The 14274-nt window shown below is 60.9% G+C and carries 13 protein-coding genes and 3 tRNA genes; 8 read left to right on the plus strand and 8 right to left on the minus strand.

The features are described 5' to 3' along the window. Positions 1-145: 145 nt before the first annotated feature. The 5 genes from CNQ84_RS12160 to CNQ84_RS12180 form a co-directional block, all read right to left on the minus strand. On the minus strand, positions 146-1075 hold the full coding sequence (locus CNQ84_RS12160) for a PA2778 family cysteine peptidase (RefSeq protein ID WP_245841364.1): 930 nt from the start codon (positions 1073-1075) through the stop codon (positions 146-148). Positions 1076-1079: 4 nt separating this feature from the next. Then, positions 1080-1472, minus strand: coding sequence for a PA2779 family protein (locus CNQ84_RS12165; protein WP_165771287.1), 393 nt, complete (start codon positions 1470-1472; stop codon positions 1080-1082). A gap of 175 nt (positions 1473-1647) precedes the next feature. After that, on the minus strand, positions 1648-2931 hold the full coding sequence (locus tag CNQ84_RS12170) for an NAD(P)/FAD-dependent oxidoreductase (protein WP_096005138.1): 1284 nt from the start codon (positions 2929-2931) through the stop codon (positions 1648-1650). Between the two features lie 115 nt (positions 2932-3046). Next, positions 3047-4618, minus strand: a complete 1572-nt coding sequence (locus CNQ84_RS12175; RefSeq protein ID WP_245841365.1) for a DHA2 family efflux MFS transporter permease subunit — start codon at positions 4616-4618, stop codon at positions 3047-3049. Continuing rightward, positions 4611-5642 (minus strand): HlyD family secretion protein, encoded by a 1032-nt coding sequence (locus CNQ84_RS12180; protein WP_096005139.1) that lies wholly within the window; start codon positions 5640-5642, stop codon positions 4611-4613. The genes CNQ84_RS12175 and CNQ84_RS12180 overlap by 8 nt, the downstream gene beginning before the upstream one ends. Before the next feature lie 102 nt (positions 5643-5744). On the opposite strand from CNQ84_RS12180, the gene CNQ84_RS12185 reads away from it, so the two are divergent. The 5 genes from CNQ84_RS12185 (at position 5745) to CNQ84_RS12205 (ending at position 8789) form a co-directional block, all read left to right on the plus strand. Further along, entirely contained in the window at positions 5745-6647 is a 903-nt protein-coding gene (locus tag CNQ84_RS12185) for a LysR family transcriptional regulator (protein WP_096005140.1), read from the plus strand. 69 nt (positions 6648-6716) lie between these two features. Then, positions 6717-8192, plus strand: coding sequence for a glutamate--tRNA ligase (gene gltX / locus CNQ84_RS12190; RefSeq protein ID WP_096005141.1), 1476 nt, complete (start codon positions 6717-6719; stop codon positions 8190-8192). A gap of 250 nt (positions 8193-8442) precedes the next feature. Then, positions 8443-8518: transfer RNA gene (locus CNQ84_RS12195), tRNA-Ala, on the plus strand. A 78-nt stretch (positions 8519-8596) separates the two neighbouring features. Beyond that, positions 8597-8672, plus strand: a tRNA-Glu gene (locus CNQ84_RS12200). A 41-nt stretch (positions 8673-8713) separates the two neighbouring features. Continuing rightward, a tRNA-Ala gene (locus CNQ84_RS12205) sits at positions 8714-8789 on the plus strand. Positions 8790-8854: 65 nt separating this feature from the next. Here CNQ84_RS12205 and CNQ84_RS12210 read toward each other — a convergent pair. Next, positions 8855-11098: an Orn/Lys/Arg family decarboxylase gene (locus CNQ84_RS12210; RefSeq protein ID WP_096005142.1), complete on the minus strand. Its 2244-nt coding sequence runs from the start codon at positions 11096-11098 to the stop codon at positions 8855-8857. Between the two features lie 145 nt (positions 11099-11243). On the opposite strand from CNQ84_RS12210, the gene CNQ84_RS12215 reads away from it, so the two are divergent. Then, on the plus strand, positions 11244-11690 hold the full coding sequence (locus tag CNQ84_RS12215) for an acyl-CoA thioesterase (protein ID WP_096005159.1): 447 nt from the start codon (positions 11244-11246) through the stop codon (positions 11688-11690). Positions 11691-11724: 34 nt separating this feature from the next. On the opposite strand, the gene ppnP is transcribed toward CNQ84_RS12215, so the two are convergent. Next, entirely contained in the window at positions 11725-12006 is a 282-nt protein-coding gene (ppnP, locus tag CNQ84_RS12220) for a pyrimidine/purine nucleoside phosphorylase (protein ID WP_096005143.1), read from the minus strand. 125 nt (positions 12007-12131) lie between these two features. Here ppnP and CNQ84_RS12225 point away from each other — a divergent pair, with 125 nt between their 5' ends. After that, entirely contained in the window at positions 12132-13004 is an 873-nt protein-coding gene (locus tag CNQ84_RS12225) for an NAD(P)-dependent oxidoreductase (protein ID WP_096005144.1), read from the plus strand. Beyond that, on the plus strand, positions 13004-13270 hold the full coding sequence (locus CNQ84_RS20675; protein ID WP_096005145.1) for a YkgJ family cysteine cluster protein: 267 nt from the start codon (positions 13004-13006) through the stop codon (positions 13268-13270). The genes CNQ84_RS12225 and CNQ84_RS20675 overlap by 1 nt, the downstream gene beginning before the upstream one ends. Here CNQ84_RS20675 and CNQ84_RS12235 read toward each other — a convergent pair. Beyond that, positions 13198-14136, minus strand: coding sequence for an EamA family transporter (locus CNQ84_RS12235; protein ID WP_096005146.1), 939 nt, complete (start codon positions 14134-14136; stop codon positions 13198-13200). The genes CNQ84_RS20675 and CNQ84_RS12235 overlap by 73 nt on opposite strands. Positions 14137-14274: the final 138 nt, after the last annotated feature.

Genomic DNA, 14274 nt, shown 5'->3' on the forward strand with positions numbered 1-14274 from the left:
CTTGTGTCTTTTTAAATCAATGGGTTGCGCTAGTCTTTTGACGGTGCGCCGCTAGGTTGTGACGGTGATCGCGGCGCAGTGCGCAGATTGTTGCGCAAGGTGTGGGAAAACTGGCGCACCTAGGCCTGGCAACGACAGCGCCCCGTCAGCGGCAGACAGGAATCAGGCAGTCAGTGGCTGCTGCCTGGCTGTCTTCCAGGCTGGCTGCTGCGCAGCTGCGGACCTGTTGCGCGGCAGCGTCGCAGCCCATTTCCTGCATGCCGGTCGCCAGGTTGTTCCAGCCAGCCGAGTAGCCGGGAAAGCGGCGCACCAGCTCGCTGAAGTGCTCAATGGCCTCGGCTTGCTGCCCGTTGTGCCAGGCGATATTGCCAAGTCCCAGCAGGGCGGCAGGCTGGTCCGGCCAGCGCTCGGCGGCGGCCTGGTAGGCTTTGCTTGCGCTGTCGGTCTGGCCGACCTGTTCCAGATCGGCGGCGGCGGCCAGGAAGGGCAGCGGTTCGGCGGTGGCAGGAATGCGCTCGGGAGGGACGGCAACACGGGCCCAGCGCTCGGCTCGGTCCCAGGTGCGCATAAATACCGAGAAGGGCTCGCGCTGGCGCGCGTTCAGCCCGGAATGCAGGATCAGTTCGCGGGTGTTCAGGTCGTAGCCAACGGCAACGGCATAATGCCATTGGGGATACCAGTCGAAGGCCAGATTCTGCATCACCAGAACGGCGTTGCCGTCGTCCAGTTCGCGCAGGATGGCGTCCAGCTTCCCGGCCAGAGGGTAGACCAGCAAGCCCTGCTCACGAGCGGCGGCGACCATTTCAACCTGCAGGCTACCCTTGCGTTCGGGCAGGTACACGCGACCTGTGAGTTGCGCTGGGGCGATTTCAATACCGCGCTGGCCGAGCATCATCGACAGCGCCGCGGGGCCGCACTGGTAGGCGTCCTGCGCATGGAACGGCAAGTCGGTCAGCAGGCGATTGGGGGGCAGGTCGGTAGGGAGTTCAGCGGTGGTGCGGGGAGCGAGGCCGGCGCAGGCTGACAGCATGGCTGTCAGCCCGAGGAGCAGGCCAAGGCGAAAGGCCTTGTACATGAGCTCAGTTCACGCAGTTGACGAAGCTGTAGACGTTGGTGGCACACAGCATGTCGGTGATGATGAAGATGACCAGAAACAGCACGATGATGCCTACGACACCGGCGGCGGCAGGGGCGTCATCCAGTTGGCTGTTGAAGTCGGCCAGCTCGTCAGCGGTCAGGCTGTCGATACGTTTTTCAACCTGGTCCTGGGATACGCCCAGACTGGCCAGTTTGGCCTGTACGTCCTGATCGTCAAGCATGGCCTTGAGTTCTGCCCGGTCGACGCTCAATTGCTGCTGGGCAACGGCTTCACCGGTGCCAACCATGGCGGCCTGAGCCTGCAGGCTGGCCATGGAGGTCAGCATGAACAGGGCGGTCAGCAGGATGGACAGATAACGCTTGGTGGATCGCATGAAAGTCATGGATTGTTCCTCATTTGTTGTGGCTTCCCTGCATGGAAGCATTCAACCACCGAAGGGTGGCCGTCCGATGCGCAGGCTGCGCTCCATGTAAACGACCCGTGCAACGTCCAGAGGTTCCAAAGTGCCATCGCCTGTGTGATCTGTTTCACCTCTCGCGACTACCTGATCACAGCCCTAACTTGTCGCGCATCTGGTAGTACCAGGCACCCATGGCAGTAAATGGCACACGCAATAGGCGTCCGCCGGGGAAGGGGTAATGTGGCAACGCGGCAAAGGCGTCAAAACGCTCGGCCTGACCGCGCAATACCTCGGCTAGCACGCGCCCGGCGACGTGGGTAAAGGTGACGCCATGGCCACTGCAGCCCTGGGAATAATAGATGTTGTCGCCGATACGGCCGACCTGAGGAAGCCGTGACAGGGTCAGCAGAAAGTTGCCGGTCCAGGCGTACTCGATCTTGATGTCCTTGAGCTGCGGAAAGGTCTTGATCAGGTTGGGGCGAATGAGCGCCTCGATGTTGCTCGGATCGCGTGCGCCGTAGACCACGCCGCCGCCAAAGATCATGCGACGGTCGCCGGAGAGGCGGTAGTAATCGAGCAGGTAGGCGCAATCCTCCACGCAGTAGTCCTGGGGCAGCAGCGAGTTGGCCAACTCCTCGGACAGCGGCTCGGTGGTAATAACCTGAGTGCCGCAGGGCATGGATTTGGCCGCCAACTGCGGCAGCAGGTTACCGAGGTAGGCGTTGCCCGCTACGATCACGTAGCGCGCCTTTACCTGACCCTCGGCCGTATGGACCACCGGATTGGCGCCCTGATCAATACGCGTCACCGGTGAGTGCTCATGGATAACGCCGCCCAATGACTCGAAAGCCGCCGCCTCGCCAAGTACCAGGTTCAGCGGGTGGATGTGGCCACCACTCATGTCCAGCATGCCGCCGGTGTAGATGTCGGTATTGACGACCTCGCGAATGCGGCGCTCGTCGAGCAGTTCCAACTGGGTGTTGCCATAGCGCTCCCAGAGCTTTTTCTGGGCTTCCAGGTGCTTCATGTGCTTGTCATTCAGGGCGGCAAACACACCGCCGTCCTTCAGGTCGCAGTCAATGTTGTAACGCGCGACACGTTCGCGAATGATGCGTCCACCCTCAAAGGCCATATCGCCCAGCAGGCGTGCCTGATCCGCTCCCAGGGTGCGCTCGATGACGTCGATATCGCGACTGTAGCTATTGACGATCTGCCCGCCGTTGCGCCCGGATGCCCCAAACCCCACCTGCACAGCCTCCAGCACGGTGACCCGAAACCCCTGTTCGGCCAAGTGCAATGCCGCAGAGATACCGGTGAAGCCGGCGCCAATCACACAGACGTCGGTTTCGCTGCTGCCCTGCAGCGCAGGTCGAGCTGGCGCGGGGTTGGCTGAAGCGGCGTAGTAGGAGGTGGTGTGCTGAGTGTCGACCATGAAGGCACCTGTGCAGATCGTTTGAAATATTTGACAATATTTGCCGATGCTACTCGCAGGATGGCTCTATTGCTATAGAGCGCTCAAAAAAAGACACAGTTGCGGGGCGTGCTGCTCAGCTGTGCGCCGGTTGTGGCTCGGTAGTCGCGGCTGGCGCCGGTGCTTTGGGCAGTGGTCGGCAAAGCAGCACGAACACCATCGAGCAGCCGAGCATCATGGCGATCAGGTGGAAGGCATCGTTGTAGGCCATGATCGCAGCCTGCTGGTGCACCTGGTTGCTGAGTAGCTGCAGCGCACTTTGCTCGTTTCCGAGTTGGCTGGTGAGTAGCTGCATACGCTCCTCGAAGGCCGGGTTGCCCGGCGTAATGTGCTCACGCAGGAAGTCGAAATAGTACTTGGCCCGGCTGTCGAGAATGGTGGCCAGTGCGGCAATGCCGATGGCGCCGCCGAGGTTGCGCAGAATGTTGTACAGACTGGAAGCGGAGCCGGCCTGGGATGGTGCAATCATCGCGGTCGCAATGATCGACATGGGGACCAACACCATGGGCTGGCCGAAGGCCCGGAATATCTGGATCGCAATAAACTGGTCACCCGCGAAGTCCAGGCTCAGGCTGCCACTGTAAAAGCTGGCGAAGGCAAACAGAAAGAAGCCGCAGGAGCAGAGCAGGCGGGCGTCGATAAAGCGCATCAGGATGGGGACCAGCGGGATGATCAGCAGTTGGGGAACACCCATCCACATGATGACTTGGCCGATCTGCAGGGCGTTGTAGTCCTGGATCTGCGCGAGGTAGACCGGTAGTACGAACACGGTGCCGTACAGGCCGACGCCAAGGCCGATGTTGGCCAGACTGCCCAGCAGAAAGTTGCGGTCTTTGAGCAGTCTGAGGTTGACTAGCGGGTTGTCGCGCGTGAGCTGCACGATCACAAAGCTGACCAGCGCGATAAAGCTGATCACCGCCAGTGCGACCATCAGATTGGATTCAAACCAGTCCTCGCGGTGACCCTCTTCGAGAAAGACCTGCAGGCAGCCAAGGCCGATCGCCATGGTCACGATGCCGAAATAGTCGCCTTGGCGCAGCAATTCCCAGCGGGGTTTGCCCTTGTCGAGGCCATACATCAGACCGGTCGCCATCAGGATGCCCGGCACGATGTTGATATAGAAAATGTATTCCCAGCCGAAGTTTTCGGTCAGCCAGCCACCAATGGTGGGGCCAATGGAGGGCGCGAAGGTGGCGGTAATGGCAAACATCGCCATGCCCTTGGGGCGCTGGTCTGGCGGCAGCTTGGTCAGGATCAGGGTAAAGGCAAAGGGGATCAGTGCGCCGCCCGCCAGACCCTGCAGGGCGCGGAAGACGATCATGCTTTCCAGATTCCAGGCCATGGAGCAGAGCAGGGAGGCGATGACGAAGATCGCCGAAATGGTCACGGCAAATCGCCGTGGCGACAGGATCATGGTCAACCAGGCAGCCAGCGGGATGATGATGATTTCCGCGACCAGGTACGACGTAGAGATCCAGGAGCCTTCTTCGACGGTCGCCGACAGCGCGCCCTGAATGTCCTTGAGCGACGAGTTGATGATCTGGATATCCAGAATCGCCATGAAGGCACCAAGGATCGCACTCAGCAGCGCTATCCAGTCGCGCCTGCCGGGTGGCGGAATATCGTGGGCCGAGCCAGCGTCAGTCACGCAGGTCGACCTTGACCATAACCGACATGCCCGGACGAATCAGTCCCGTCAACGGACTGTCCGCATCGACCACCAGCTTGACCGGAATGCGCTGCACCACCTTGGTAAAGTTGCCGGTCGCGTTGTCTGGCGGCAGCAGGCTGAACTGGGCGCCAGAGGCCGGGAAAAGGCTCTGTAGGGTGCCGGTCACCGGCTGATCGGGAAAGGTATCGAATACCAGCTCGGCTTTCAGCCCTTCGTGCATGCGGCTGATCTGAGTTTCCTTGAAGTTGGCCTTAATCCACAGATCAGTATCGGGCACCACCGCCAGCAGGTTGCTGCCGGAGGAAACGTTCTGACCGATACGAACATTGCGCTGGCCGATCCGCCCGGCAACGGGCGCGCGGATCTCCGTGCGCTCCAAGTCAAGTTGCGCCTGCTGTACTGCCGCCTCGGCCACCTGAATCTGGGCATCGAGGCGGGCAATATCGGCAGCCAGGGTGTCCTTGGCCAGCTGTTGCGTCTGACGATCGGCCTGCGCCTTGCTGACTTGCGCGCGGGCCACTTCCAGTTGGGCGCGGTAGTTGCTGAGCTGCTCTTCGGAGGCGTAGCCCGATTGGCGTAGCGGGGTAATGCGTTTGATATCCAGCTCGATACGGCGCTGTTCCGCCTCACTGGCGTCGACGTTGGCGGCAGCCGCGGCGATCAGACTGTCTTGTTGGACCAGGCGTGATTGCGCCTGTTGATGCTCGGCGCGGCGGGTGGCGAGGTTGGCGTTGGCTTCAGCGAGGGCGATCTCGAAGTCGCGAGCATCGAGGCGTACCAGCAAATCGCCTGGGGCCACGGCCTGGTTGTCTTCGACCAGTACTTCGGTGACCTGGGCCGACAGCCGGCTGGAGACGTAGGTAATATCGCCTTGAACGTAAGCGTTATCGGTTTCTTCAAAGTAACGACCGACCAGCCACCAATGCGCGAAAGCGGCAAGTCCCACTGTGGCGCAGATAAGCAGAAAGACGAACAGACGGGCTCTAACTCGGGCAGACATACCATTTCTCATTTATTTTTCTGACTGCACTCTATCACTGTTCCCCATAGCGTCGGAGGCGCTAGAATCTGGAAACTTTGTTGCAGCCAGGGAACAGTACCTATGGGTTTGGATGATGCGCTGATTTTTACGCGAGTCGTTGAATGCCACAGTTTTACCAGTGCCGCCGCCACTTTGGGGATGCAGAAGTCCACGGTCAGTCGACGCCTTGCCCAGCTTGAAGAGCGCCTGGGCGTGCGCCTGCTCAATCGCACCACGCGCAAGCTGCGTCTCACGGAGGTGGGGCAGGCCTACTACGAGCGTTGCCGGCAGATCATGCAGGAGTTTTCTGAGGCCGAGCAGGCCATCATGCAGTTGCAGCGCGAGCCCACGGGGTTGCTGCGGGTGAGCTCTCCCATCGAATTTGGTCAACTGTTTTTGGGCGGCGTTGTGGGCGAGTTCATGCGCAGCTATCCGGCCATTCAGGTCGAAGTCGAGCTGACCACGCGGGTGGTTGACCCGGTGGAAGAGGGCGTCGATGTGGTCATCTATCTTGGGCGCCCCCAGGACTCCAGTCTGGTTGCCCGGCGACTTATGACCAGTCCCAGGCAGTTGTACGCCAGCCCCGACTACATTCAACGCTATGGCATGCCGCAGAGCCCGGAGGAGTTGTCCGATCATCGCTGCATTCACGCCCTGGTGGACGGCGCGCGCAAGTGGCGTTTCGACTCGCCAGCGGCCAGCGTGCCCATCAATCCGGTGCTGGTGGTCAATAACATTACCTTTGCTCGCGAGGCTGCACTGGCCGGCGTAGGCATCATCAACGTGCCGGCATTTATTGCCGAGCCCTGCGTCGAGGCCGGTACCTTGGTACGTGTGCTTGAGCAGGCCGAGCTGCCGTCCAGTGAGCTGTACGCAATGTACCCGTCGCGCCGTTTCCAGGCCATGAAGGTCAAGGCCTTTATCGATTTTGTCGTCGAGCAGCTGCATCTGCGCTCGTCGAGTCATATAGAGGTCGAGGCGTAAGCCCTGATAAAATCCGCTGCATCCCTGAAGTCAGTCCCGCCTTGGCGGGACGCCAGATCGAGAGAGTCCATGACTGTTCGTACCCGCATTGCGCCTTCCCCGACCGGTGATCCGCACGTCGGCACCGCCTACATTGCGCTGTTCAATCAGTGCTTTGCCCGCCAGCACGGCGGCCAGTTTATCCTGCGTATCGAAGATACCGACCAGGTGCGCTCCAGCGCTGCCTCCGAGAAGCAGATTCTCGACTCGCTGCGCTGGCTTGGGCTGGAGTGGGATGAAGGTCCGGACGTCGGCGGTCCCCACGGTCCTTACCGTCAGAGTGAGCGCAGCGCCATCTATCATCAGCATAGCGAGGAGCTGATTGAGAAGGGGCACGCCTTCCGCTGTTTCTGTTCCAGTGAGCGTCTGGATGCATTGCGCGCCGAGCAGATGGCCAACAAGCAAACGCCCGGCTATGACGGTCACTGCCTGCATTTGAGCGCCGATGAGGTGGGTGCCCGCGTTGCGGCAGGTGAGCCCCATGTCGTACGGATGAAAGTGCCGAGCGAAGGCACCTGCAAGGTGCAGGACATGTTGCGTGGCGAGATCGACATCCCGTGGGAACAGGTCGATATGCAGGTGCTGATGAAGGCCGACGGTCTGCCGACCTATCACCTGGCCAACGTCGTAGATGACCACCTGATGGGCATTACCCACGTACTGCGTGGTGAGGAGTGGATCAACTCCGCGCCCAAACATATCCTGCTGTACCAATACTTCGGCTGGGACATGCCTGCGCTGTGCCATATGCCGTTGCTGCGTAACCCGGACAAGAGCAAGCTGTCCAAGCGCAAGAACCCGACCAGCATCACCTTCTACCAGCGCATGGGCTATCTGCCTGAAGCGCTACTGAACTATCTCGGCCGTATGGGCTGGTCCATGCCGGATGAGCGGGAAAAGTTCACCTTGGCAGAAATGGTCGAGCACTTCGACATTCAGCGCGTCTCACTGGGCGGTCCTATCTTCGATATCGAGAAGCTGTCCTGGCTGAACGGGCAGTGGATTCGCGAGCTGTCAGAGGACGACTTTGCCACTGCAGTGCAGCAATGGGCGCTTAATCCGGCGTATCTCAAACCGATGATCTCGCTGGCTCAGACCCGGGTAGAAACCTTCAGTGACCTGCCGAACCTGCTGGGCTTCTTTATGGCCGGCAAGGTTGATCCCGCACCTGAGCTGTTTGTGCACAAAAAGCTGGACGCCGAGGGCGTGCGCAAGGCGCTGCAGTTGTTGCTCTGGAAGCTGGAAGCGCTGCGCGACTGGGATAAGGACAACATCACCGGTGTCATTCAGGCTGTCGCAGCCTATATGGAACTGAAGCTGCGCGATCTGATGCCATTGCTGTTCCCGGCCATTACCGGCCAGGCCAGCTCTGTATCGGTGCTCGACGCCATGGCACACCTGGGGCCAGACCTCACGCGCTACCGTTTGCGCCAGACCGTCGAACTGCTGGGCGGCACCTCGAAGAAAGAGAACAAGGCGTGGCAGAAGGAACTGGAGAGCATCTGAAGCGGCAAGCCTCAAGCCTCAAGCGGCAAGCTAGAAGCAAAAGCGGCGCGGGGTTCGACCCTTGCGCCGCGATTCGCCGCCACCCCAATCAGCTTGCGGCTTATCGCTTGCCGCTTGTGGCTGCTTTACCCATCAGCTTGCGGCTTACAGCTTCCAGCTTGTGGCTGTGTTTTAGATAAGTTGCTGTTTTGCGTAAATTTCTGTTGACAGGCCAGAGCGTCAATCTTAATATGCGCACCGTCGTTGAGACGGGGCTATAGCTCAGCTGGGAGAGCGCCTGCATGGCATGCAGGAGGTCAGCGGTTCGATCCCGCTTAGCTCCACCAAGTTTTTTGGTCGACGTTCGCGTTGGCCTGTTTTCTACACTGCTGAACAGATTCCAGCCTGTTCAGAGAAGGGATTGCGTCCCCTTCGTCTAGTGGCCTAGGACACCGCCCTTTCACGGCGGTAACAGGGGTTCGAGTCCCCTAGGGGACGCCATTTTTACCGATGCACGCAAGTGTGTCAGGGTCGCAAGACCTGGGGCTATAGCTCAGCTGGGAGAGCGCCTGCATGGCATGCAGGAGGTCAGCGGTTCGATCCCGCTTAGCTCCACCATTTCAAAAGCCGACATCGTCTGATGTCGGCTTTTTTTTGCTCGCGATTTGTTCGGCTTCATTCAGCTATTCGACCAGGCAGTCCACTCGCCAGCGACGCTCGCCGGCGATCAGGTCGTTGCGCAGGCCGTGTATGTCGTTGCCAAATCCCGGAAAGCGCGTTTCCAGATCGATGGCGGCGTCCAGGTAAGCGGCAATCACGTTATCCTCGGGAAAGCGCTCCCCGGGCATGATGACGGGAATACCGGGCGGGTAGGGCACCAGCATGACCGCACTCATGCGTCCGCTGAGTGCGTCAACGGGCACTGGCTCGACATGGCCGCGTACCATCTGCTGGTAGGCGTCGGCGGGCCGCAGGTGCATCTGTGGCAGCTCGGTGTACATGTCGCGCTGCAAGCGCACCAGTGAGTGCTGTTTGTAGCAGCGGTGCAGCTGTTCGCCCAAATCGCGCAATCCCAGGCCGGCGTAAGGCGGTTGCCCGGCAATATCAGGCAGGGTGCTTTCCAGTGGCGCGTTCAGGTCGTAGAGACGCTTGAACTCGCGTAGCTCCGACAGCAAGGTGCTCCATTTGCCCTTGGTGATACCCAGAGAGAACAGGATCAAAAAGGAGTACAGACCGGTTTTCTCGACAACCAGGCCGCGGTTGGCCAGGAAGCGGGTGACCAGGGTGGCGGGGATGCCGCTTTTGGCCAATCGACCCTTCTCCTCGACGCCCGGTGTCAGCAAGCTGACCTTGATCGGATCCAGTAGCGCGTAGTTATCAGCCATGGTGCCGAAGCCATGCCAGTCGACGCGGTCCTTGAGGGTCCAGTCCTTGCTGTGCAGATTGTCGCTCTCCAGAGCGTCTTCAGGCTCCCAGACATCAAACCACCATTGCTCGTCATCCAGTTGCTCGGCGCTTTGCTGCATCGCGCGGCGGAATGACAGGGCCTCGTCCAGCGTTTCCTGTACCAGCGATTCGCCTGCCGGACCCGCCATCATGCCGGTGGCGACGTCGATGGAGGCAATCATGCCGTAGTGCGGGGAGGTGGAGGTGTGCATCATGTACGCCTCATTGAAGCGCTCGTGGTCCAGCTGCTGGTCCGCACTGTCGCGGGCCAGGATGATCGAGGCCTGAGAGAGTGCGGCAAGCACCTTGTGCGGGGATTGGGTAGCGAACAGCAGTGGGTGGCCGCTGGCGCGCGGGCGGCTGCGGCTCATGCCGTGGCGGCCATGATAGAAGGGGTGGAAGGCGGCGTAACCAAACCAGGCTTCGTCAAAATGCAGGACTTCTACCCGGTCCTGCAGCTGTTCGACGATCATGTCGGTGTTGTAGCAAAGGCCGTCGTAAGTCGAGTTGGTCAGGACCGCCAGGCGGATGCGTGGTGCATCACGGTCCTTGAGTAGCGGGTGGTTGGCGATGTGTTCGGCCAGTTGCGCGCCGCTGAAGCGGTCGTGGGCAATCGGGCCGATGATGCCGTAGTCGTTGCGTGAGCCCGTCAGGTAAATGGGGATGGCACCGGTCATGATGATCGCGTGCAGGATTGACTTGTGGCAGTTGCGGTCGACCAGGACCAGGTCGTCGCGGGTGACGTAGGCGTGCCAGATGATCTTGTTGGCGGTAGAGGTGCCGTTGACCACGTAAAAACTGTGATCGGCGCCAAACACCCGGGCAGTGTGGTGCTCGGCTTCAGCCACCGGGCCGGTATGGTCAAGCAGTGAGCCCAGCCCGGGCACTGACACCGAGAGGTCGGAGCGCAGGGTGTTTTCGCCAAAGAAATCATGAAAGGCGCGGCCCACAGGGCTTTTGCGAAAGGCGACGCCGCCGCCGTGCCCGGGGGAGTGCCAGGAGTAGCTGGCGCGCCCTGTGTAATCGAGCAGCGCCTTGAAAAACGGCGGCAGCAGCTGCGCCAGATAGCTGCGTGCGGTGCGAGCGATCTGGCCTGCTATGAACGGCAGGGTGTCCTCGAACAGGTAGATGATGCCGCGTATCTGATGCAGTTCGCGCAGTGCCGAGAGCAATTCCGGGTCAATGCTCTGCCGCGTGCTCAATGCCATGATGGGGAGTTCGGGGGAGCGGCTGTGGGCCGCGCTGAACAGCGCTTCAACTTCCTGCAGGTCCGGCACTGCCTCTGGCGTAAAGAGGATGCAGGAGAGGCCGCGATGGGCCTCTGCGATGAGGCGGCCTTCCTCCAGGTGTTCTGCGCCCAGAACTTCAAAACCCTCTTCATCCAAAGCCTGGAATAGCGCCTCAAGCTGACGGCCGGCGACGTTGTTCTGGCCAATGGCCGGGTGGATGAGCAGGATGGGAAAATTCAGCTGCTTGAACATGACGGGCACTCTGTGGCAACGGGTGCCCCTCAGACTACGCCACGCGCAGCCGCTTTGCATGGCTCTGCTGCGCATCCTTGACGTGTCTTTGTAGTACCATCGGTCATCACATTGCGGTGAATCTGTTTTTGGGGAGATGTATTTCGTGAGCTGGGATCTGCCAACGCCTTTCACTCTGCCGATCCTGGTCGGTGCGGACGATATCGACGAGCTTGGGCATGCCAATAACGCGGTGTATGTGCGCTGGCTCGAGCGCTGCGCCTGGCAGCATTCACAGTCGCTCGGGCTGGGGCTGGCCGAGTACCGCGAGCTGAACCGCGCCATGGCGGTCCTGCGCCATGAGATCGACTATCTGGCGTCGGCCTATGAAGGTGACGAGCTGGAAATGGCGACCTGGATTTTCAGCTGGGATCGCAAGTTGCGCATGACCCGGCATTTTCAGCTGGTGCGCAAGTCGGACGGCGCGACACTGTTGCGGGCGCGCACGACCTTTGTCTGCATCGAGCTGTCGACCGGCCGGCCCAAACGCATGCCTGAGGCCTTTGTCGAAGGCTACCGCGTCGGTATGACCGAAGCGCCGGAAGGGTTCTGAAAAAGCCCGGCGCAGGGCGCGCCGGGCAGGGCACTTAGCGGTACTCGCACAGGTACGCGGTATCGCGCTCTACCTTCAGATTGAAGCGGCTGTTGGCGGGTACGGTGAACTGATCGCCGGCGTTGTAGGTATTCCATTCGTCGCTGCCCGGCAATTTCACGGTCAGCGCGCCGTTCATGACGTGCATGATTTCCAGCTGGCTGGTGCCAAACTCATATTCGCCCGCGGCCATGACGCCCACGGTAGCGGCGCCTTCAGGTTGTTTGAAGGCAATGGAGGCAACCTGACCGTCGAAATACTGATTTACCTGAAACACGGGCGATACTCCTGAACATGAAAAGGGCGCTCATTATGCCGAGCGCCGCTGGGGCGGGCAATTGCTCGCAGTGAGCACAATCGAAGCAGATCGCGTGGCGCGATCAGAGCCAGAGGAGAAGCGGTATGGCAAACGTCGCATTCATCGGGTTGGGCGTGATGGGATATCCCATGGCGGGCCATCTGCAGCGGGCCGGCCATCAGGTCACCGTTTACAACCGTACGGCCGCCAAGGCCGCCAGCTGGGTTGAGAGCTATGGCGGGAAGTCGGCGGCGACCCCTGCCGAGGCCGCGCGCGGTCAGGATGTGGTGCTGCTGTGTGTGGGTAATGATAATGACCTGCGTGAGGTGGTTTGCGGCGAGCAGGGTGTCTTGACCGGTGCGCACAATGGCATGGTGCTGGTTGACCATACAACCGCCTCTGCTGGCGTGGCGCGGGAGTTGTCGGCACTGGCTGGCGAACAGGGCGTCGGCTTTCTGGATGCTCCGGTCTCCGGTGGGCAGGCGGGTGCAGAAAGCGGTCAGTTGACCATTATGGCGGGCGGCGATGAAGCGGTGTTCGATCTGGTCAGGCCGATTCTGAGTTGCTACGCGCGCATGCTGCGGCTCATGGGGCCGGTCGGCAGTGGGCAGCTGACCAAGATGGTCAACCAGATCTGTATTGGCGGACTGCTGCAGGGGTTGTCGGAGGCGATGCATTTCGCCCAGCAGGCAGGTCTTGACGGCGATGCGGTGGTGTCGGTTATCAGCAAAGGTGCGGCTCAGTCCTGGCAGATGGAAAATCGCTACCGCAGCATGCTCGATGGCGAGTTCGACTTTGGCTTTGCCGTCGACTGGATGCGCAAGGACCTGTCGATTGTGCTGGAGGAGGCGGGGCGCAACGGTGCTCGCTTGCCGGTAACCGCGCTGGTCGATCAGTTTTACGCGGATGTCCAGGCGATGGGCGGCGGTCGCTGGGATACCTCCAGTCTGATTGCGCGGCTGCAGCGCGACAGCTGATGGAGTGCCGCGCCGAGTGTGGTGCCTGCTGTACGGCGCCTTCAATCACCTCGCCGATTCCCGGCATGCCTGGCGGTAAGCCGGCAGGCGTGCCTTGCGTGCAGTTATTGGCGGATATGCGCTGCGCGATTTTCGGCTCGCCGGAGCGCCCGGCAGTATGCTCGGGCTTTCTGCCGGAGGCATCCGTGTGTGGTCAGTCGCGCACGGATGCGTTGCGCATCATTGGCTGGCTGGAGTCGGCAACCGGCGTTGATGCGGCCTGCTGACGGCGGCGCCCCAGTCGCGCACCAAATACGTTGATTGTCAGGCCGCCCATGATGAGGATGGTGCCGATCAGCTGGAGCTGGCTGAGCTCCTCGTCCAGCAACACGGCTGCGGAGCTGAGCCCGATGACAGGGACCAGCATCGAGAAGGGGGCAATCTGCCCGGCAGGATAGCGAGACAGCAGCCGACTCCACAGGCTGTAGCCGAGCAATGTTGCGCCGAACGCCAGGTAGGCCAGGGCAAAAAGTGCTGCGCCGCTGATATTGGCCAATGCATCGGTAATCCGCGCAGGCCCCTCCAGCCAGAGTGACATGGCCAGAAATGGCAGTGGCGGGACCAGGCTCCCCCAGACCACAAGCGCCGTCAGGTCAACCTGGCCAACGCGCTTGGTGATGATGTTTCCGCAGGCCCACATCAACGCAGCGCAGAGTGTCAGCAGCAAGCCGGTGGTGGTCATGCTGGCGCCGCTGTGCAGCCCGATGAAGAGTAACCCCGTTGCCGCCACCAGCAGGCCGATCAGGTTGTGCGCGCGCACTTTCTCGGACAGCAGCAGGGCCGCGAGCAGCAGGGTGAAAAACGCCTGCGACTGCAGCACCAGCGATGCGAGTCCGGCGGGCATGCCGTTGTCCATGGCGCTGAAGAGGAAGGCGAACTGACCGAAGGAAATGGTCAGGCCATAGGCGACAAGCCAGCGTAGTGGTACCTGTGGTCGGCGAATGAAAAAGATGGCGGGAATGGCTGCCAGCGTGAAACGTGTTGCGCCCAACAACATCGGAGGCAGGCTGTCCAGGCCAACCTTGATCACGACAAAATTGAGCCCCCAGAGCAAAATGACCAGCAAGGCGAATGCAAGATCTCTGGCGGACATGGCGTGGCAGGCTCCGTCGGGTGGTAGGGTGGAGCTGCCTATACAATCACGTCTGGCGTGATTTGCTGCGGTACAGTGGTGGCCGTAATGACCTGTACAGTGCGAAGGCTTTTGGATAATCGCCTTCAGCTGCTCATG

It is taken from the genome of Pseudomonas abyssi (assembly GCF_002307495.1).
GTDB lineage: Bacteria > Pseudomonadota > Gammaproteobacteria > Pseudomonadales > Pseudomonadaceae > Halopseudomonas > Halopseudomonas abyssi.